The 20,872-nt window shown below is 37.7% G+C and carries 17 protein-coding genes, 1 tRNA gene and 1 pseudogene; 11 read left to right on the top strand and 8 right to left on the bottom strand.

What is annotated here, in order from left to right:
- The first annotated feature begins 27 nt into the window (after positions 1 to 27).
- The 5 genes from RWM06_RS01690 (at position 28) to RWM06_RS01710 (ending at position 5,217) form a co-directional block, all read left to right on the top strand.
- Positions 28 to 807, top strand: coding sequence for a Sua5/YciO/YrdC/YwlC family protein (locus RWM06_RS01690; protein WP_313969882.1), 780 nt, complete (start codon positions 28 to 30; stop codon positions 805 to 807).
- Between the two features lie 135 nt (positions 808 to 942).
- Positions 943 to 2,628 (top strand): AAA family ATPase, encoded by a 1,686-nt coding sequence (locus RWM06_RS01695; RefSeq protein WP_313969883.1) that lies wholly within the window; start codon positions 943 to 945, stop codon positions 2,626 to 2,628.
- Positions 2,615 to 3,919, top strand: a complete 1,305-nt coding sequence (locus tag RWM06_RS01700) for a 5-methylcytosine restriction system specificity protein McrC (protein ID WP_313969898.1) — start codon at positions 2,615 to 2,617, stop codon at positions 3,917 to 3,919. The genes RWM06_RS01695 and RWM06_RS01700 overlap by 14 nt, the downstream gene beginning before the upstream one ends.
- Before the next feature lie 173 nt (positions 3,920 to 4,092).
- The gene (locus tag RWM06_RS01705; RefSeq protein ID WP_000931175.1) at positions 4,093 to 5,079 is read left to right on the top strand and encodes a GMP reductase; all 987 of its coding nucleotides are present in this window, start codon (positions 4,093 to 4,095) and stop codon (positions 5,077 to 5,079) included.
- Between the two features lie 66 nt (positions 5,080 to 5,145).
- Positions 5,146 to 5,217: transfer RNA gene (locus RWM06_RS01710), tRNA-Arg, on the top strand.
- A 60-nt stretch (positions 5,218 to 5,277) separates the two neighbouring features.
- On the opposite strand, the gene RWM06_RS01715 is transcribed toward RWM06_RS01710, so the two are convergent.
- Positions 5,278 to 5,424: a hypothetical protein gene (locus RWM06_RS01715; RefSeq protein WP_226372380.1), complete on the bottom strand. Its 147-nt coding sequence runs from the start codon at positions 5,422 to 5,424 to the stop codon at positions 5,278 to 5,280.
- A gap of 126 nt (positions 5,425 to 5,550) precedes the next feature.
- Here RWM06_RS01715 and rnc point away from each other — a divergent pair, with 126 nt between their 5' ends.
- Genes rnc through ftsY form a run of 5 tightly spaced genes read left to right on the top strand, consistent with a single transcriptional unit; the run spans position 5,551 to position 12,597 of the window.
- On the top strand, positions 5,551 to 6,249 hold the full coding sequence (gene rnc / locus RWM06_RS01720; protein WP_000661487.1) for a ribonuclease III: 699 nt from the start codon (positions 5,551 to 5,553) through the stop codon (positions 6,247 to 6,249).
- A complete protein-coding gene (gene smc / locus RWM06_RS01725; protein WP_313969884.1) occupies positions 6,240 to 9,779 on the top strand; it encodes a chromosome segregation protein SMC in 3,540 nt (1,179 codons plus the stop codon). Before rnc ends, smc begins: the two co-directional genes overlap by 10 nt.
- A complete protein-coding gene (locus RWM06_RS01730) occupies positions 9,776 to 10,570 on the top strand; it encodes an HAD family hydrolase (RefSeq protein WP_313969885.1) in 795 nt (264 codons plus the stop codon). Before smc ends, RWM06_RS01730 begins: the two co-directional genes overlap by 4 nt.
- A complete protein-coding gene (locus tag RWM06_RS01735; RefSeq protein ID WP_313969886.1) occupies positions 10,570 to 11,388 on the top strand; it encodes a Cof-type HAD-IIB family hydrolase in 819 nt (272 codons plus the stop codon). The genes RWM06_RS01730 and RWM06_RS01735 overlap by 1 nt, the downstream gene beginning before the upstream one ends.
- Positions 11,389 to 11,391: 3 nt before the next feature.
- Complete coding sequence (ftsY, locus tag RWM06_RS01740) at positions 11,392 to 12,597, top strand: signal recognition particle-docking protein FtsY (protein WP_313969887.1); 1,206 nt, start codon at positions 11,392 to 11,394, stop codon at positions 12,595 to 12,597.
- Between the two features lie 62 nt (positions 12,598 to 12,659).
- Here the strand turns inward: ftsY and RWM06_RS01745 are convergent, their stop codons facing one another.
- The 7 genes from RWM06_RS01745 to RWM06_RS01775 form a co-directional block, all read right to left on the bottom strand.
- On the bottom strand, positions 12,660 to 12,824 hold the full coding sequence (locus tag RWM06_RS01745; protein WP_313969888.1) for a hypothetical protein: 165 nt from the start codon (positions 12,822 to 12,824) through the stop codon (positions 12,660 to 12,662).
- 106 nt (positions 12,825 to 12,930) lie between these two features.
- Positions 12,931 to 14,106 carry an MFS transporter gene (locus RWM06_RS01750; RefSeq protein WP_313969889.1) on the bottom strand — a complete coding sequence of 392 codons (1,176 nt, stop codon included), beginning with the start codon at positions 14,104 to 14,106 and terminating at the stop codon, positions 12,931 to 12,933.
- Positions 14,090 to 15,205 carry a biotin carboxylase gene (locus tag RWM06_RS01755; RefSeq protein WP_102211146.1) on the bottom strand — a complete coding sequence of 372 codons (1,116 nt, stop codon included), beginning with the start codon at positions 15,203 to 15,205 and terminating at the stop codon, positions 14,090 to 14,092. Before RWM06_RS01755 ends, RWM06_RS01750 begins: the two co-directional genes overlap by 17 nt.
- A complete protein-coding gene (locus RWM06_RS01760) occupies positions 15,202 to 16,407 on the bottom strand; it encodes an ATP-grasp domain-containing protein (protein WP_313969890.1) in 1,206 nt (401 codons plus the stop codon). Before RWM06_RS01760 ends, RWM06_RS01755 begins: the two co-directional genes overlap by 4 nt.
- A 2-nt stretch (positions 16,408 to 16,409) precedes the next feature.
- On the bottom strand, positions 16,410 to 17,495 hold the full coding sequence (locus RWM06_RS01765) for a hypothetical protein (RefSeq protein WP_313969891.1): 1,086 nt from the start codon (positions 17,493 to 17,495) through the stop codon (positions 16,410 to 16,412).
- Complete coding sequence (locus tag RWM06_RS01770) at positions 17,476 to 18,360, bottom strand: GSCFA domain-containing protein (protein WP_313969892.1); 885 nt, start codon at positions 18,358 to 18,360, stop codon at positions 17,476 to 17,478. Before RWM06_RS01770 ends, RWM06_RS01765 begins: the two co-directional genes overlap by 20 nt.
- On the bottom strand, positions 18,353 to 19,930 hold the full coding sequence (locus RWM06_RS01775; protein ID WP_313969893.1) for a helix-turn-helix domain-containing protein: 1,578 nt from the start codon (positions 19,928 to 19,930) through the stop codon (positions 18,353 to 18,355). Before RWM06_RS01775 ends, RWM06_RS01770 begins: the two co-directional genes overlap by 8 nt.
- A 323-nt stretch (positions 19,931 to 20,253) precedes the next feature.
- Here RWM06_RS01775 and tnpA point away from each other — a divergent pair.
- Positions 20,254 to 20,768: pseudogene (tnpA, locus tag RWM06_RS01780) on the top strand (IS200/IS605 family transposase).
- Positions 20,769 to 20,872 lie beyond the last annotated feature (104 nt).

Consider the following 20,872-nt stretch of genomic DNA (forward strand, 5'->3'; position numbering starts at 1 on the left):
AAGAAAAATAGAAAAGGAAATAGAACTATGACAAAACACATTCAATGGAACGGAACACTTTCACAAGAAGGCTATGATATTTTAAAAGGTGAGGGCGGATGTATCGTTTGCCCTACAAAAGTTGGTTATATCATCATGACTAGTGACAAGGCTGGTCTTGAACGTAAGTTTGAAGCTAAAGAACGTAACCGTAACAAACCAGGTGTTGTTCTCTGCGGTAGCATGGATGAGCTTCGTGCTTTAGCACAACTTAACACAGAAATTGAAGCCTTCTACCAAAAACATTGGGATGAAGATATTCTTCTTGGTTGTATTCTTCCTTGGAAACCAGAAGCTTTTGAAAAACTCAAAGCATACGGGGATGGCCGTGAAGAACTCATGACTGACGTGCGTGGTACTAGCTGTTTCGTTATCAAGTTTGGGAAAGCTGGTGAACAATTGGCTGCCAAACTTTGGGAAGAAGGTAAAATGGTCTATGCCTCATCTGCAAACCCATCTGGAAAAGGAAATAGAGGTAAGGTGGAAGGAATCGGAAAACGTATCGAAGGGGCAGTTGACCTTGTTATCGAGGCAGACGACTATGTGGCATCTATCCAACCTGACAAAACGATTGAAACTCGCTATGAGCAAGGCGTGATGGTCTCTATGGTTGATAAAGACGGCAAACTCATCCCAGAACAAGGAGGAGCTCGTTCAACATCACCAGCGCCAGTGGTTATCCGTAAAGGGCTTGACATTGATAAGATCATGATGCACCTGTCAGACACCTTTAACTCATGGGACTACCGTCAGGGCGAGTATTATTAAGAGAAAAAGAAGTCTAGTGCTAAGAGACATTGAAGCTCCTAACGCTGGGCTTTTTATTTAATTTCTTGCTTTGCTTCTTTAATAGTGTTATTATGTAAAAAGGTATTATATGTTAATGTGAAAATGGAGGAATTTATGTCGAATATAAGAGTCTGGAAAATTTCAGTTGGTGGAACCAATAACATAAAATTGCATAAGAAATCTTTTAAGGATAATGTTCTATATATCGGATTTGATAATATAGAAGAAAAAAATTATCCTTATAATGGGGAAGAAAGACCTAGAAAACAAGAGAATCAAGTAGCACTCCTTCAAAATGGAGTCAGTATAGGAGATTTAGTAGTAGTTCCTAGGAAGAATCTACGGGCTTCTTTTTTGGCTAAAATAATTGGTCCTTATCAATATGTTGAAAATAGTGAGTTCGAAGGGTATCCAAGACGATTTAAAATCATTCCGATTAGTAAATTTGGTGATTTCCAATTAAATTCTCTTGAAACTAAGAAATGGAACTTTACAACAGTATCTTTATTAACATATTCAAGTCTTGATGAGTTATATATGGATTTTAATATTGAAAAAGATAAGATTACAGATGTTCAAAACGAGGAAAACGCATCAGAAAATATCAACGAGTATAAAAATATTTTACTTTCATCCAAAAACCTCATCCTCCGTGGTGCACCGGGGACGGGAAAAACTTACCTTGCGAAAGAAATTGCCAAAAAATTGACAGATGGCACCGAAGATCAAATTGGCTTTGTACAGTTTCATCCATCCTATGACTATACGGATTTTGTAGAGGGGTTGCGACCGCTTCCAGGTGATGATGGGCAGATAAACTTCGGATTGCAGGGTGGAATTTTTAAGAATTTTTGCGAAAGAGCTAAATTAGCGCAAAAGACAGGCGGTCAGGATAATTTTGAGGAAGCCTGGGAATCTTATTTGGAGTTTATAAATACCACTGAAGAGAAGGAGTATTTAACAAAGACATCTTACTTGTCAGTTAATAGCAGGCAAAATTTATCTGTCAATTATGATAGTGGAGTATCTGGATGGACATTGCCTCGACATTATGTTTATGAATTATATAAAAATAAGAATTATGATAAACAAAGATATTATAAGAGTGGCGGAAAAACAGTCCTAAAAGTCTTGAAAGAAAGGTTTGCATTAAAAACTTTTAAAGAAGCAGATGTAATATCAAGTATTAAAAACTTCGTCTTCATCATCGATGAAATCAACCGTGGTGAGATTTCTAAGATTTTTGGAGAACTCTTTTTCTCAATTGATCCTAGCTATCGTGGTGAAAAGGGAAGTGTTTCTACCCAATATGCCAATCTACACGAAAGTGATGACAAGTTTTATATTCCTGAGAATGTCTATATTATAGGGACCATGAACGACATTGACCGTTCGGTGGATACCTTTGATTTTGCTATGCGTCGTCGCTTTCGTTTTGTAGAAATAACAGCTGAAAGTCAGTTAGGAATGCTAGATGAAGAACTCAAAGACGGTGCGGAAGAAGCAAAACTTCGTCTTAGAAATTTGAATGCTGCTATTGAAAACGTTCAGGAATTAAACAGTCATTACCATATAGGGCCAAGTTATTTCCTTAAGTTGAAGGATGTAGACTTTGACTATGAATTACTCTGGTCTGATTATCTCGAACCGCTTTTGGAAGACTACTTGCGTGGTTTTTATAAGGAAGATGAAACCCTTGAAACATTGAAAAAAGCATTTAACAAAACAACTAGTGAGGAAGCAAGTCAGTCAGATAAGAGTGACGATGAAAGCGTTGAGAGTGATGATGCGGATAACTGATAATCAGTATAAAATTACTAAAGAAGAGCTTGTCACTTCTTATCCCAAACTAAGTCAAGTACTTCTAGATAGAACCTTAGCGAATCTTTCTCAAAATAATGGTATTTTCGTTTTTCCAAGTGATTTGAAGAATTCTCCTGACTTAGAGAAGGACCAAAAAATCTTTGAAACAGTTAATCAGGAAATTAAAACAGGTAATGTGATTGGTTTTCTGGGCTACGGTCAGGAGAGATTAACGATATCTTCTCGTTTTTCGGTTAAAGGTGATGACTATTTTTTGCATTATCTCTTACAAAAGGTTCTTCATATCAATCTGACTAGTTTGGATGTTGGTCTATCTCCAGAGGATAAACTCTATCAGCTTTTGATTTACCTCTTTCCTAAGTATTTGCAAACTGCTCTCAGAAAAGGTCTTTATAAGGAATATCAGAGATTTTTCCATAACGATAGTCATGTAAAAGGAGTAGTTGATGTAGGAAATCATCTCAAGAAAAACCTTCCTTTTATAGGAAATATTGCCTATACCACTAGGGAGTTCACCTATGATAATCCTATCATGCAGTTAATTCGGCATACAATTGAGTACATAAAGACTCAAAAAAGCTTCGGAGTTATGCTCGATAGTGATCGTGAAACAATAGCTGAAATTACTCGTGTAACCCCTGCCTATAAACTAGCTGATCGTGCGAAGATTATTCGGGGAAATAAATCTAAACCTATACGTCATGCATATTTTCACGAGTACAGAAAGTTACAAGAACTTTGTCTGCTGATCCTAAACCAAGAAAAGCACGGTTTAGGGTATCAAGATCAAAAAATTCATGGTATTCTTTTTGATGTTGCCTGGCTTTGGGAAGAGTATGTTTACACCTTGTTGCCAAAAGATTTCATCCATCCACGAAATAAGGATAAGACGGATGGGATTTCAGTGTTTTCTATTCGAGAACGAAAAGTTTATCCAGATTTCTATAATAGAGATTTAAAAATTGTGTTAGACGCTAAATATAAAAATCTTGAAGATACTGAAAAAGGAATAAACCGTGAGGACTTGTTCCAACTGATTTCCTATTCTTATATTTTAAAAGCTGAGAAGGCTGGTCTTATTTTCCCGAGTGAGAAAAAGGCGATTGATAATGAGATAGGAAAGCTAGCAGGGTACGGAGCTTTGTTGAAGAAATGGTCTATTCAAATTCCTCAGAACTCTTCATCCTATCGTGAATTTTGTGAAATGATGGAAAACTCTGAAGAAACTTTTAAAAGGAATATTACTAAAGAAATGGGGAGAAAATAATCTCTCCTCTTTCTTTTGTTATTTATACAATAAAATCCGAACTATATTTTTTAATTTATAACGTTATTTGACAAAAACTGTACTTTAGTTTATAATAAATTAAGGAAACGTCGGAAAAGACGTAGTGATGCGAGAGCATAGGTAGGTCATTACAAAAGAAACGAGACATCGATATGTTAAATGAATTTCCAATTTTTGATTACGAAGATATTCAATTGATCCCAAATAAATGTGTCATTAAAAGCCGTGCAGAAGCAGATACAAGTGTCACTTTAGGAAATCACACCTTTAAACTACCTGTTGTACCAGCTAATATGCAGACGATTTTGGATGAAAATGTAGCAGAGCAACTAGCTAAAGGGGGTTACTTCTACATTATGCACCGTTTTGATGAGGCAGGACGTATTCCTTTTATTAAGCGCATGCATGAGCAAGGGCTCATTGCTTCTATCTCTGTCGGTGTTAAGGACTATGAGTATGATTTCGTTAGCCAGCTCAAGGCTGATGCTCCAGAATACATCACGATTGACATCGCTCATGGTCATGCAGATAGCGTGATTTCTATGATTCAACACATCAAGAAAGAATTGCCAGATACTTTTGTTATTGCTGGAAATGTGGGAACACCAGAAGCTGTGCGTGAATTGGAAAATGCTGGTGCGGATGCTACTAAGGTTGGAATCGGTCCTGGTAAGGTTTGTATCACCAAGGTCAAGACTGGTTTTGGTACAGGTGGTTGGCAGTTGGCTGCTCTCCGTTGGTGTGCCAAGGCTGCACGTAAACCAATCATTGCAGATGGAGGAATTCGTACTCACGGCGATATTGCCAAGTCTATCCGTTTCGGTGCCAGCATGGTTATGATTGGTTCTCTCTTTGCAGGACACATCGAAAGTCCAGGGAAAACGATTGAAGTTGATGGTGAACAGTTCAAAGAATATTATGGTTCAGCCTCACAATATCAAAAAGGTGCTTACAAAAATGTGGAAGGCAAACGTATCTTACTTCCTGCTAAAGGTCATCTGCAAGACACTTTAACTGAGATGGAACAAGACCTTCAAAGTGCTATTTCTTATGCAGGTGGACGTCAGGTTGCTGACCTTAAACACGTTGATTATGTGATCGTGAAAAACTCCATCTGGAATGGGGATGCTTCCCACTAAGACGGGCTATTCGTCTAGAAAAAAACTTGTTATTAGAGCAAATTTCTGTTATAATAAAACAAGTTTCCACCCTTAGTGTAATGGATATCACGTAAGATTCCGGTTCTTGAGATGGGGGTTCGATTCCCTCAGGGTGGATGTAAACATCCTAAAAAGCCTTTAATAGGGCTTTTTATTTATCCTGCCTCAAATTTGCCCCTAATACTCTTCGAAAATCTCTTCAAACCACGTCAGCGTCGCCTTACCGTAGGTATGGTTACTGACTTCGTCAGTTCTATCCACAACCTCAAAACACTGTTTTGAGCAACCTGCGGCTAGCCTCCTAGTTTGCTCTTTGATTTTCATTGAGTATAAAACTGAAAATCATATTTTATAGAATGCCCAAATCTCCTCCAGTCCCGTTTTAAAGTGACTCAGGGGGCTTTTTTTGATATAATAAAAAGGACTGTTATCAGTTAGAAAGAGGTTGGTATGAAAGAATTACAAACTGTACTAAAGAACCATTTTGCAATCGAATTTGCAGACAAAAATTTACTGGAGACTGCCTTTACTCATACGAGTTATGCCAATGAGCACCGCCTCTTAAAAATTTCACACAATGAACGCTTGGAATTTTTAGGAGACGCTGTTCTACAGTTATTGATTTCAGAATATCTGTATAAAAAATATCCTAAAAAGCCTGAGGGTGACTTGTCTAAACTCCGTGCCATGATTGTCCGCGAGGAGAGTTTGGCTGGTTTTGCGCGTGATTGCCAGTTTGATCAGTTTATCAAGTTGGGTAAAGGGGAAGAAAAATCTGGTGGTCGCAATCGTGACACCATTCTTGGTGATGCCTTTGAAGCCTTTCTTGGTGCCCTCCTTTTGGACAAGGATGTGGCCAAGGTCAAGGAATTTATCTATCAAGTCATGATTCCTAAGGTTGAAGCAGGAGAATTTGAGATGATTACAGACTACAAAACCCATCTCCAAGAGTTACTTCAGGTCAATGGGGATGTGGCTATTCGTTATCAGGTAATTTCTGAAACGGGTCCTGCCCACGATAAGGTCTTTGATGTAGAAGTTCTTGTTGAAGGTAAGAGTATTGGTCAAGGTCAAGGTCGTTCTAAGAAATTAGCAGAGCAGGAAGCTGCCAAAAATGCCGTTGAGAAAGGGCTGGATTCATGTATTTAAAGGAAATCGAAATTCAGGGATTCAAGTCTTTTGCTGATAAGACCAAGGTCGTATTTGACCAAGGTGTGACGGCAGTCGTTGGACCCAATGGATCTGGAAAGTCCAATATTACAGAAAGTCTGCGTTGGGCCTTGGGGGAGTCAAGTGTTAAGAGTCTCCGTGGGGGCAAGATGCCGGATGTCATCTTTGCTGGAACTGAAAGTCGCAAACCGCTCAATTATGCTTCTGTAGTTGTGACTCTGGATAATCATGACGGATTTATCAAGGATGCTGGTCAAGAAATCAGGGTGGAACGCCATATCTATCGTAGTGGAGATAGCGAATACAAGATTGACGGCAAGAAAGTCCGTCTTCGTGATATTCATGACCTCTTCTTGGATACAGGTTTAGGCCGAGATTCCTTTTCCATCATTTCCCAAGGGAAGGTTGAGGAGATTTTCAACTCCAAGCCTGAGGAACGTCGTGCCATTTTCGAAGAAGCTGCAGGTGTTTTGAAATACAAGACTCGCAGAAAAGAGACAGAGAGTAAACTACAACAAACTCAGGATAATCTAGACCGCTTAGAGGATATTATTTACGAGTTGGATAATCAAATCAAGCCTCTTGAGAAGCAAGCTGAAAATGCCCGTAAGTTTCTAGATTTGGAAGGTCAACGCAAGGCTATTTATTTAGACGTGCTGGTTGCTCAAATCAAGGAAAATAAGGCTGAACTAGAGTCAACAGAAGAAGAGTTGGCACAGGTTCAGGAACTCTTGACGAGTTACTACCAAAAGCGTGAAAAATTAGAAGAAGAAAACCAAACTCTTAAAAAGCAACGCCAAGATTTACAGGCTGAAATGGCCAAAGACCAAGGCAGTTTGATGGATTTGACCAGTCTGATTAGTGATTTAGAGAGAAAATTAGCCCTATCGAAACTGGAATCTGAGCAAGTAGCCCTGAATCAACAGGAAGCACAAGCCCGTTTGGCTACTTTGGAGGATAAGAGAAATGCTCTTAGCAAAGAAAAATCTGATAAGGAAAGCTCTTTAGCTCTCTTAGAGGAAAATCTAGTCCAAAATAATCAAAAACTCAATCGTTTAGAAGCTGAATTGCTGGCTTTTTCAGATGATCCTGATCAGATGATTGAGCTATTACGTGAACGCTTTGTGGCGCTTTTACAGGAAGAAGCCGATGTTTCAAACCAACTGACCCGCATCGAAAACGAGTTGGAAAATAGTCGTCAGCTTTCTCAAAAACAAGCAGATCAACTAGAAAAGCTGAAAGAACAGCTGGCTACAGCTAAAGAAAAGGCAAGTCAGCAAAGGAATGATTTTGAAACTGCCAAGGAGCAAGTTCAGAAATTATTGGCTGACTACCAAGCTATTGCCAAGGAACAAGAGGAGCAGAAAACTTCCTATCAAGCTCAACAAAGTCAACTCTTTGACCGTCTGGATAGTCTCAAAAATAAGCAGGCCAGAGCTCAGAGTTTGGAAAATATCCTGAGAAATCATAGTAACTTTTATGCGGGTGTCAAGAGTGTTCTCCAAGAAAAAGATCGCCTTGGTGGGATTATTGGGGCAGTCAGTGAGCACCTGACTTTTGATGTGCATTATCAAACTGCCCTGGAGATTGCCTTAGGGGCAAGTAGCCAGCATATCATCGTAGAAGATGAAGAGTCGGCAACAAAGGCAATTGATTTCCTCAAACGGAACAGATCTGGTCGTGCAACCTTCCTTCCTTTGACAACGATTAAGGCTCGTACGATTTCTAGCCAGAATCAAGATGCTATCGTTGCAAGTCCAGGATTTCTGGGCATGGCAGATGAGTTGGTGACATTCGATACTAGACTGGAAGCTATTTTCAAGAACTTGCTAGCTACGACAGCGATTTTTGATACCGTAGAACACGCGCGTGCAGCTGCTCGACAAGTTCGTTACCAGGTCCGTATGGTAACACTGGATGGGACAGAACTGCGTACAGGTGGTTCCTATGCAGGTGGAGCTAATCGCCAGAATAACAGCATTTTCATCAAGCCAGAACTGGAGCAATTACAAAAAGAAATTGCTGAAGAAGAAGCAAGCTTAAGTTCAGAAGAGGTGAGTTTGAAGACCTTGCAAGACCATATAGCTAGCTTGACCGAATCATTAGAAGCCATCAAATCTCAAGGAGAACAGGCTCGTATCCAGGAGCAAGCCTTGTCCCTCGCTTATCAGCAGACCAGTCAGCAAGTTGAAGAGCTAGAAACTCTTTGGAAGCTCCAAGAAGAGGAATTAGATCGTCTTTCTGACGGAGATTGGCAAGCAGACAAGGAAAAATGCCAAGAGCGTCTTGCTACAATAGCCAGTGACAAGCGAAATCTGGAAGCTGAGATTGAAGAGATTAAGTCCAACAAAAACGCCATCCAAGAACGCTATCAAAACTTGCAGGAAGAGCTAGCGCAAGCTCGCCTGCTTAAGACAGAACTGCAAGGGCAAAAACGTTACGAAGTTACTGATATTGAACGCTTAGGTAAGGAACTAAGTAATCTTGATCTTGAGCAAGAAGAAATCCAGCGCCTTCTTCAAGAAAAGGTTGATAATCTTGAGAAGGTTGATACAGAATTGCTCAGTCAACAGGCGGAAGAGGCCAAAACTCAGAAAACAAGTCTTCAACAAGGTTTGATTCGCAAGCAGTTTGAATTGGATGATATTGAAGGTCAGCTGGATGATATTTCCAGTCATTTGGACCAGGCCCGCCAGCAGAATGAAGAGTGGATTCGCAAGCAAACACGTGCTGAAGCTAAGAAAGAGAAGGTCAGCGAGCGCTTGCGCCATTTACAAAGTCAATTAACAGACCAGTACCAGATTAGCTATACTGAGGCTCTAGAAAAAGCACATGAGTTGGAAAATCTCAATCTGGCAGAGCAAGAGGTGCAGGATTTAGAGAAGGCTATTCGCTCGCTGGGTCCTGTCAATTTGGATGCTATTGAACAGTACGAAGAAGTTCACAATCGTCTGGATTTCCTAAATAGCCAACGAGATGATATTTTGTCAGCGAAAAATCTGCTCCTTGAGACCATTACAGAGATGAATGATGAGGTCAAGGAACGCTTTAAATCCACCTTTGAAGCTATTCGTGAGTCCTTTAAAGTGACCTTCAAGCAGATGTTTGGTGGAGGTCAGGCGGACCTCATTTTGACTGAGGGAGACTTGCTGACAGCTGGGGTTGAGATTTCTGTTCAACCTCCAGGTAAGAAAATCCAGTCGCTTAACCTTATGAGTGGTGGTGAAAAAGCCCTATCGGCTCTTGCCTTGCTCTTCTCAATTATCCGTGTCAAGACCATCCCATTTGTTATCTTGGATGAGGTGGAAGCTGCACTGGATGAAGCTAATGTTAAACGTTTTGGGGATTACCTCAATCGATTTGACAAGGACAGCCAGTTTATCGTCGTAACCCACCGTAAGGGAACCATGGCGGCGGCTGATTCCATCTATGGAGTGACCATGCAAGAATCAGGTGTCTCAAAAATTGTTTCGGTTAAGTTAAAAGATTTAGAAAGTATTGAAGGATGACAATTAAACTAGTAGCAACGGATATGGACGGAACCTTCCTAGATGGGAATGGACGCTTTGATATGGACCGCCTCAAGTCTCTCTTGGCCTCCTATAAGGAAAAAGGGATTTACTTTGCGGTGGCTTCGGGGCGCGGATTCCTATCTCTAGAAAAATTATTTGCTGAAGTTCGTGATGACATTATTTTCATCGCGGAAAATGGTAGTTTGGTAGAGTATCAAGGTCAGGATTTGTATGAAGCGACCATGTCTCGTGACTTTTATCTGGCAACTTTTGAAAAGCTAAAAACTTCACCTTATGTAGATGTCAATAAACTGCTCTTGACGGGTAAGAAGGGTTCTTATGTGCTAGATACGGTTGATGCAACCTATTTGAAAGAGAGCCAGCATTATAATGAAAATATCCAAAAAGTAGCCAGTCTGGAAGATATCACAGATGACATTTTCAAATTTACAACCAACTTCACAGAAGAAACTCTGGAAGCTGGGGAAGCTTGGGTTAATGAACATGTTCCTGGTGTTAAGGCTATGACAACTGGCTTTGAATCCATTGATATTGTTCTGGACTATGTCGATAAGGGAGTGGCCATTGTTGAATTGGCTAAAAAACTTGGTATCACAATGGATCAGGTTCTGGCTTTTGGAGACAATCTAAATGACTTGCATATGATGCAGGTTGTAGGACATCCTGTAGCTCCTGAAAATGCACGACCTGAAATTTTAGAATTAGCAGAGACAGTGATTGGTCACCATAAGGACCAGTCGGTTATAGCTTATATGGAGGGCTTATAATGGCAGATATAAAATTGATCGCATTGGACTTGGACGGGACCTTGCTGACTACTGATAAAAGGCTGACGGATCGTACCAAGGCAACCTTGAAAGCTGCGCGTGATCGTGGTATCAAGGTCGTATTGACAACTGGTCGTCCTTTAAAAGCTATGGATTTCTTTCTCCATGAGCTAGGGACTAACGACCACGAAGATGAGTATACGATTACATTTAATGGTGGTTTGGTTCAGAAAAATACAGGTGAAATCCTTGATAAGACAGTCTTTTCATATGATGATGTGGCACGCTTGTATGAGGAAACAGAGAAATTATCACTGCCTCTTGATGCCATCTCAGAAGGAACTGTTTATCAAATCCAATCGGACCAAGAAAGTCTTTATGCCAAATTTAATCCAGCTTTGACTTTTGTTCCAGTTGACTTTGAAGACCTATCTAGTCAAACGACTTACAATAAATGTGTGACTGCCTTCGCTCAAGAACCCTTGGATGCAGCCATTCAGAAGATTGCTCCAGAATTGTTTGACCGATATGAAATCTTTAAATCACGTGAAATGTTGCTAGAGTGGTCACCAAAGAATGTTCATAAAGCAACAGGCTTGGCAAAACTAATCAGCCATCTTGGAATCGACCAAAGCCAAGTCATGGCTTGTGGTGACGAGGCCAATGACCTTTCTATGATTGAGTGGGCAGGGCTCGGTGTTGCCATGCAAAACGCTGTTCCTGAAGTCAAGGCGGTTGCAAATGTGGTGACTCCAATGACCAATGATGAAGAAGCTGTCGCCTGGGCTATCGAAGAATATGTGCTAAAGGAGAACTAAGATATGGGATTATTTGACCGTCTATTCGGAAAAAAAGAAGAACCTAAAATCGAAGAAGTTGTAAAAGAAGCTCTGGAAAATCTTGATTTATCTGAAGATGTTGAATCTTCTCTTACAGAAGCTGAGGAAGTTCCTCAAGAAGAAGCAGAGGTTGAAATTGTTGAACAAGCTGAGCTCCAAGAAGAGAAAATCCAAGACACAGTTGAAGAAAGTACGGATTCAGAGCCAGTTGTAGAGGTTTCTCAAGAAGAAGTCCCAGAGGAAGAGAATCCTGAGTTCATAGAAACTGTTCAGGAGAAATATGACCGTAGTCTTAAGAAAACTCGTACGGGCTTCGGAGCTCGCTTGAATGCCTTCTTTGCTAACTTTCGCTCTGTTGACGAAGAATTTTTCGAGGAACTGGAAGAACTGCTGATCATGAGTGACGTTGGTGTCCAAGTCGCTTCTAACTTAACAGAGGAGCTTCGTTACGAAGCCAAGCTTGAAAACGCCAAGAAACCTGATGCACTTCGTCGTGTCATCATTGAGAAATTGGTTGAGCTTTATGAAAAGGATGGAAACTATGATGAAAGTATCCACTTCCAAGATGGCTTGACAGTCATGCTCTTTGTCGGTGTTAATGGTGTCGGGAAAACAACTTCTATCGGGAAACTAGCCCATCGCTACAAACAAGCTGGCAAGAAGGTCATGCTGGTTGCGGCAGATACCTTCCGTGCAGGGGCGGTAGCCCAGCTAGCTGAATGGGGTCGACGAGTAGATGTTCCAGTAGTGACTGGACCTGAGAAAGCTGACCCAGCTAGTGTCGTATTTGATGGCATGGAACATGCCGTGTCTGAAGGTATCGATATTCTCATGATTGATACCGCTGGTCGTCTGCAAAATAAGGATAACCTTATGGCTGAGTTGGAAAAGATTGGTCGTATCATCAAACGTGTTGTGCCAGAAGCCCCCCATGAAACCTTCCTAGCATTAGATGCTTCAACAGGTCAAAACGCTCTTGTACAGGCCAAAGAATTTTCAAAAATTACCCCTTTGACAGGAATTGTCTTGACTAAGATTGATGGAACTGCTCGAGGTGGTGTTGTTCTAGCCATCCGTGAAGAACTCAATATTCCTGTAAAATTGATTGGTTTTGGTGAAAAAATCGATGATATTGGAGAGTTTAACTCAGAAAACTTTATGAAGGGTCTCTTGGAAGGCTTAATTTGATGATAAAGAAAATCCTGCAAGGCACAAACTTGCAGGATATTTTTTATTGTAAGAGCGATGAGTTATAAATATTTTGAAATGAATTTATTTTCCGTTAGAGTGGAGGCATCTTGTGATTCAATAGATTTCAATATTTCTTGTAATTTTTCAGATGATTGATGGTTGAAAATCTTTAAAGCATCTTCGTTTGTTAGATTTATATCACGCGTTAAACTGATTGTAGGCACTATCCTATCTCCTATCACTACTTAAATTTATTATAGCTTATTTCAAAAAGATTTTCAATTTTGAATTGAATAATCTTCCTAATTTTGTGCTGTGTAGCTGAATGATTTAACTTTTTTTGGAACTCTTATTAAGTGCTAGTAAACTGATTATATAAATCAGCAGTTGAACAATACCTATATATTGAAATATTTGCCAATTTTTAAAATCAATCCATGATGCAAACATAGTTCCGAAAGGAGCAAAGATACCACTGATAGTGAATATGATGCTAAAAATGCGTCCTAAGAAATTGGAATCTATAGAAACTTGGAGATGTGACATTAAATTCACATTGAACATTGAAACAGTTGTAGAGAACAGAGCAAATAGAATCAATAAGATAATTTGCGAGGATTGAAAAAGATTAATAAGTATTAAGGAGACTGCACCTGGCAATAAGAAATGAAGAAAGTATCTCGGTTCAATTTTTTTCTTGTTTAGACTGATGATAAGAGCTCCTAAGATACTTCCGATAGATTGAGAAACGAGAATATAAGCAAAAATTTGATGAAATTGAGAAAACGTTGATGTGAATGGAAGATAGAAGGAATAGATCGCATCTAAGAAATTTAGAAAGGCGGAAGAAATTAAAATGGTTAGGAGTGTTTTGTCTTCATAGAGGTAGGTAAAACCTTCTCTTAATCCAGTAAAAAATTTTGATTGGATAGTATTATGGTGATGTAAAATGTGAAAACGATATTCACACAAAGCTGAAATAATAAAAGAGAAAGAATTAATCAGCATACCATATCTAAATCCAAATTGATGGATAACAAAGACGGAAGCTAGCGGTGCTCCAACTCCAACAATCTCAGCCACTATTTTAGAAATAGAGTTATAGGTAAAGATTCCATCACTGGAAAGAAGGTCTTTTATAATAGCCTTATAAGCTGGGCCGTTAAAACTAAATAAAATAGCCAGTAATATATTGACAACAACCAATATCCAGATATTTTGCGGATTATAAAATAAAAATAGTAAGAAAGTTGCAATTGCAGCAATCACATCTGTTAGAATGAGCATACGTTTTCTATCGCTAAAATCAGCAACATATCCTGCAAATAGATTAAATAGTAAGCGAACAATGGATTCGCTAGACTGATAAAGCATCATAAAGAATGAGGATTGAACGGTAAGATTTGCGATTAATAGTTTATTGGCATAATCAAAAATAATATTACCCAAGTTTGTTGTTTGTCCCCTGATAATCAGTAGTAGGATATTTTTATTCTCTTTGTTCATACTTATATTCCTCAAGTAGCTCGTTTATGAGTGTAAATTCCTTCTCATTCTTTACACTAGTAGTGATGAGATAGCGTAAATCATCTAGTGAATGAGCAGGACAGTTTATCTTTTCAGGATATTCTCTAAAAAATTCGATAGGGATAGGGAGCTTTGGAGGAGCTTGATGATGGCCATTCTGAAAAATAGCTAAAGTCAGTGCAATTTTACTGGGCGATGTTGGAATCTCTGCTGGTATAGAAACACTATTTATAAGGTTCCAGTAAGTATCTAGGATATCAATTTGAAAGGCACATTTGATAAGCAAAGGAATATTTCCTCCACCAAACCGCTTTCCAATTTCACAAAAGCTTACCTCATCTGTAGTGGAGTTATAAAAGAACTCTGCATGGAAAGGATGTATTTTCTCAGTTCCTAAACTGTCCAATACTTTTTGGGTCTCAGTTTTTAATCGTTGAATGAAGAGGGGATTATTATAGTGAGAGTTTGTACGGACGATATTGATGAAGGTTGTTTTAATATCTAGGATGTTTCCTATATATTCATGTGTAAAAAAGTATTGGATTTTTCCATTAATAGCTATACCATCACAAGTAAACATGGTATCAAATTGTTCCTGACTTTCTAAAAGAAAATTCTCAGCTGTATAATACTCTGGTATTTGAGAGATAATATGAATATCTTTGCCAGAAGCTTCACATCTAGGTTTAATCAGAAAGGTATTAGGAAGACTATCATTTGGGTTCAATAGTTGAGGCTGACTGATTTGTTCACTCAGCTGAGTGCGCATGATTTTCTTGTCTTTATAAGTATAAGCGATTTTCCAAGCCTCTTTATCGGAGGTAAAAAGCGATTTTAAGATACCGACAATATGCATGAGTCCTTCATCTAGTGTGAAAATATCCTCTATGTTCTGTATATCTTTGAAAAAAAAGAGTAGATTAATTTGGCTAAAATCATCTATACAAAAAATTTGGTTCTTTAAAAATCCAACTGAAAGATAATTTTTTTCTTGTCTGCTAGGACAGATAATACCTAAATTTTCTTTTGCTTTAATACCAATACTTGCAGGAGAAAAGCGATAAATAAAATATTTCATTTCTTATACCTCGTGTTTTCTAACACCCAAGTCTCAGCTCCTAAGAGATTGTTTTTTGTTTCTCGGAATGTTGAACCATGACAAGAAAAACCGACAACAGCATCTGCACTGTGAAAAGCAGAATGCAACTGTTTACCAATTTGCGTGTAAGTAATATAGTCAAAGATAGAATACTGTTCTTTTATCGTTTCCGTTAGTTCTGGGAGTTGTTGGATGACTCCTTCCTTTTTGGCAGTTAGGAGCCAGCCAGTAACTGGAAATACGGTTGGAAGTATGGGTAAGGTGTCATTACAGATGGCTGTCAAGAGAAGCTCAAGTGAATTGTAGGTCAGTTTATATTGTAGATTTTGACGAATCCGTGCACCACCAATGCGTGAAGCAATTTCCAAAAAAATGATTTCGTGTCCATCGTAAAACACCTCTAAGTGAAAAAGAAATGTTCCGTCTGGGTAGAGTTTTTTAGACAGTTCAGAGGCGTAATCAACAAGTTTTTTGAAATGTTTTGAAGTGTGATCCAAGGAAACTCCCGCAGCTGAAATTCCTTCTTTAATTAGCAAGGGATTGAAGATATATTGGGACGGTTCACAATAAATGATATTTCCATGCGATACAAATCCATCTATGTGATAAACATCTGAATAAATATATTCTTGAACCAATACAGTCTTATCTCCCCAAAAGTTATCGGAATCAAAAGGACTTAAGTCGTTATCACTTTTTAAGTGGAAAGTGTCAACAGAACCAGCTCCATCCAAAGGTTTTAGAATAATATCTCCATGTTGTTTGAAAAAGTTTTTCAATTCCGCATAAGATGATATTTTCCAAGAATGGGGGATTTTAAAACCTAGTTCACTGACTTTCTGTGTCATTTTGTCTTTATCACGGAAAGTTTTAGCTTGACTGACTGATTGACCCTTAATATGAAATTGTTCTCGTAATTCTGCAGCCAATACCATATCAAACTCATCTAAAGCAACAATCGCATCGAAATGAGATTGTTGTAGTATTCCTTGTGAGGTTTCTTTTCTCTTTTCAGGATAATGTTGGGTAGTAACTAGAGTGACATTGGTTGGTTTATTCGTTTCAAATGATTCTACTTTGCTATCATCAATCAGGAGTGTATAGTGATGATTTTTGGAAAGACAAGAGTAAATATCGGTGTAAGTTTCACGATAGGGGTGTAAGATAAGTAATTTTGCCATGATTATTTATAACTTTCTATTGGATTTTGATAGAGGTTTTTATGCGAATCTCTATAATAAGCAAAGTTGCTCGGCAACTCAGGTAGTTTGTAAGTGGGATCAATCTGATTTTTGTAGAGTTTATAAGGAATACCTAATGTCTGATAGGCATAATCTGCCCCCATTGTATCCCTACTCTTTTTGACTTTCTTTAATGCTTTATTGATATTCCGAGAATATTCCTTGTACTGTTTTAGCAATTCGATTTTAATCGTTGAAAACTCATTTAAGACGTCCTCTAGTGAGATATTATGAATATCACATTCCAAAAAGATTTCTCTAGCTAGTTTTTTTAGGGCATAGCTGTGTCTATGATTGCCAAATGTTCCAATTTCCGGGAATAAAATGGTTAAAGCTTCTAGTTGACTGATGAAAAAATGCGTCAGTTCATGACTACTAGAAAATTTATATAACTTATTGTAGGTGGCTAGAAAATTTTGCGACTCGTAAATAGATTTCGCTTGTTCACGAATCATATCTAATCTTAAAGGGAAAAGAACACTGTCTATTTGTGATTGAAGTCCTCCTTGATAATTTATCAGCACAAAATTTGCCAGAGTCACTAGACCGTTATGGTATTGGACGCAAATTTTAATGTAGTAGTGATTTCCAGACAAGGGAACATCACATCGTAGACGTTCTTTATCAATTTCGATAATATGGTTGGTAACTTTGTACAGTTGCTCAAGAGCATCAGTAATTTTGGGACAGATAATGTAAATATCATCAAAAGGAATCCATTTATTTAAAAACTTAGTAATAAAAGTTTCAATAATTTGTCCATATTTCTCTTCATAGAATGAAAATAAACTAATTAACGTTTGGCATGGGGTAGAGATAGGGTTTACTAAGTTAGCAGGGTAGACATTTCGGAAACAAACTTGTTCTTTTACATATAAACCATATTTCTTTTCTTTAAAATACTCTAGCTCATCTTGAATGGGTGAAAAAGTAAATAAGTTCTTTTCTTCTCTTATCAAAGGCGATGATGGGAGAGTCTGAGCTTTAAAGATACGTTGTAAATCGTCACTATAAGTATTCTTTACCATTTATTTTACCTCGGCTATCGACTTTGTTGATTGCAAATGGTTTGTTGGGTGTATCTAATAGATAATCCTTGTTAATTTCTTTTACAATGTGTTTAGATATATCTGCAATTAGCTTGACAGAGGGATGTCTTCCATCTTCTTGGAAAGGATGATTATTTTTTTCGACATAGTATTTGAATAGTTCATATTCAGGAAAGTAATAGTCGTCCCCTAATTCCATAATAGCATCTTTGATAATCCGATAATTTTCAGTTGTAGCTAGATGAAGATTTTGAAATTTTTCAGAAACTTTAAGAAGTACATAGGGGATTGAAAATTGAATCTTAATGTCAGGATTGATAAGGTACACGATTCGCATAATTTCCTTAGAAAAGTTAAGAATATCGTCGGAGGATAGATAAACATTTTTAATCTCTGGGTTGAAAAACTGATTTTTTGGAAGTCTGTTCATTACGTGTTTAGACTTAGACCACATTTCAACGGATCCGAGAGAAACGATTAGTAAATCTGATTCAGTTATTGCTGTTTTGACATAATTGTCAATATTTAAATTTTGATGTAGAACAACTTCGTAACTTTCCGACTTATTCCAAAAACGAATTTCATCATAGAATACTTTTTGTTTTGTATCTATCGAGATATGATGATTCAATTCAAATGCAATGATTTCTAAATCCTTTAGTAAGGATGGTGCATTAAAAACGGTATCATAAGGAGAAAAAGTTTTAATTTGACTGTTGGAAAAATAGTCAATTCCAAGGGCTAGATTTTGAGCAGTGCATGCACCTAAGAAACAAGTTGTCTTGGGAAGATATGTCAGAAATTTCGTAGATTTCTTTGATGAGTAAAAGTGTAGGTTATCCATAAATCTCTCCTTTATATCCTAATGAACTTAATACCTTTTGTATGTTTCCGAATCCGTGAAGAACAGTGTCAAAATTTGATAGCATCGCTTTATCAAGATGAACTTGAATGATTCCCATCAAGATAGCCATACCTGCACATGTATCATTTAAATGATACATTTTTAAATTTGTGTCAATATCTGATAGTTTGTCTTGTGTTTTTAATGCACCGTTACTCAAAACTTTTATTCTAATTCCCAATTTGTGTAATTCTGCAATATGATTGATTCTTTGAACAAATACTTCATCAAATAGGATGGATGATATATTGTGAAAGGCTAAAAATTCTGATAGAATAGGACCTAAATCACTTGTAATAAATGGTGCAGCACCTAAACGTAAAAATTCAAAGTACTCGGACTCTATTTGAGATGCTTTTTTGAACTGAATTGTGTGTTTGTCTTCAATGATATTTAGTCCTAATTTTGTAAAAAGGTCAATGTAACTTTGAGGAATATCTCTGATAAATACATTGTCAAAAATGGTATTTTCTAACTCATCCCAGAATAGCAAGACATAGGATACAAGCATAGACATATCGGGAGGTAATGTGATTTCTGCATCTTTAATTTCAATAGAATCCACTTTGGAAATGACAATTTTATCAGATGTTAGATATTGCACTGTACGATTAGTTGAAGACTCTAGTAATGTAATGAGATAGGACACAGTAGGGTCTGGTGATAGACCGTTGATTCGAATTTCGTTTGGATAAAAGTAAGCCAAGCTAATAGCGTTGAAAAAAGCTCCCACACTCTTGCTACCATCTGCGTAACAATTTAAGGATATGTTTTTATTTAGCAAGTCATTCTTCTCAGAATAAAAGATTTTATTCTCTTCTTGATAGGTATAGCTCGCTACGGTGGAGAGAATATCAAGGTGTAAGTCAATAGGTCTGAAACAAAAATCGTCTCCTCCAGGAAATGCAAATAAAAGATGGTGATATCGATAAGTCAAAGCTGTTATAGTACCAATGCTAGCTCTACTAATTTTATTGAGAGATGTAATATCTGTAGGCATCCTTTTAGAGCTAACCTCGATAGTATCTTCATAGGTGAAAGAATCAGACCACTCATTCTTTCCAAATTCATAGAGTATATTTAGAAAATCAAAGGCAGTAGGGCAGTTTCTAATTATTAACTTGTTTTTATTCAAAAATAAGCAAGATAATAGAATATGAACGCCGATAACTTTATCTCCTTCGATTTTGACGTGAAGCTTTTGAGTGCTGGTAGCTTCAGTCTGCTCTTGTCTTTGTAATTTTAAATTAAAATGCTTGGGTACAACGCCATCTGATATTTTAGATATGCTTTCTTTAGTTAAAGCACTTGGTTGATTTAAACTAACTTCTAAATCTTCGAAGGATATTTCTAGTAGCTTTGCATAAGCTATTAAGTCTCTAACATTGATATCACGAGAGTCATTTTCCCAATTTGAAATAGCCTGTCGGCTTAGTTTTAATTGATTTGCTACAAATTCTTGAGTAAACCCCATTGCTAATCTACGTTGCTTTAGAAAGTCACCAATCATAGGCGTATGCCTCCCTTATGTTAATTTAATTCTTATTATACTCGCATCAAAATAAATTTCAAGAATTTTCAGGCAACAATTTGTTGCGTAGCATGATGATCTAATATCTTCAGTAAACGGGCACACTTGTTTATGTCTAGGAGGGACTGATGCGTCAGTTCTCCCGTTTTTATTTATGTGACTATTAGTCCGTCTCGCTCCGTTAGGTGCGAGACAAAAAAACCACCCGCTATGCGGGTGCGCGTCGAAGGTTATACCCAAAAAACTCCAAACGCGATACAATAAAGGTGTTCAAGCCAATTGTAAAGCGAAAGGAGAAAAATATGGCACAAAAGGCACATAGTTTATCACACACAGAGTGGATGTGTTCTATCACATTGTGTTCACCCCTAAGTATAGACGAAAAGTCATCTATAATCAATATCGAAGTAGTTTAGGCGAAATATTTCATCGCTTGTGTAGTTATAAAGGAGTTGAAATTATCGAGGGTCACTTAATGCCAGACCATGTACATATGTTAGTAAGTATTCCACCAAGGATAAGTGTTTCGAGTTTCATGGGTTATTTAAAAGGAAAAAGTGCACTCATGATGTTTGACAAACACGCTAATCTCAAGTACAAGTTTGGGAATAGGCATTTCTGGGTGGAAGGTTATTATGTAAGTACAGTAGGTCTTAATGAAGCTACAATTAAGAAATATATTCAAGATTAAAGAAATGATCCAGTGGATGATTTCTTCACGAGTATGAAAATTTGAAAACGAGTAAAGCATGATATAGCACTAGATAAATTAAGTGTAAAAGAATATGAGGATCCCTTTAGGGATAGTGGTAAGTAATACTAAAGCCTCTTTGAGAGGCAAGTGACGAGTCAAGAGCAATAAGGCTTGAACAAAGTGAAAGCCAGCGTCTTTAGGCGCTGGCTGGTAATTTGGGCTTATAG

The sequence above is a fragment of the uncultured Streptococcus sp. genome (assembly GCF_963516575.1).
GTDB lineage: Bacteria > Bacillota > Bacilli > Lactobacillales > Streptococcaceae > Streptococcus.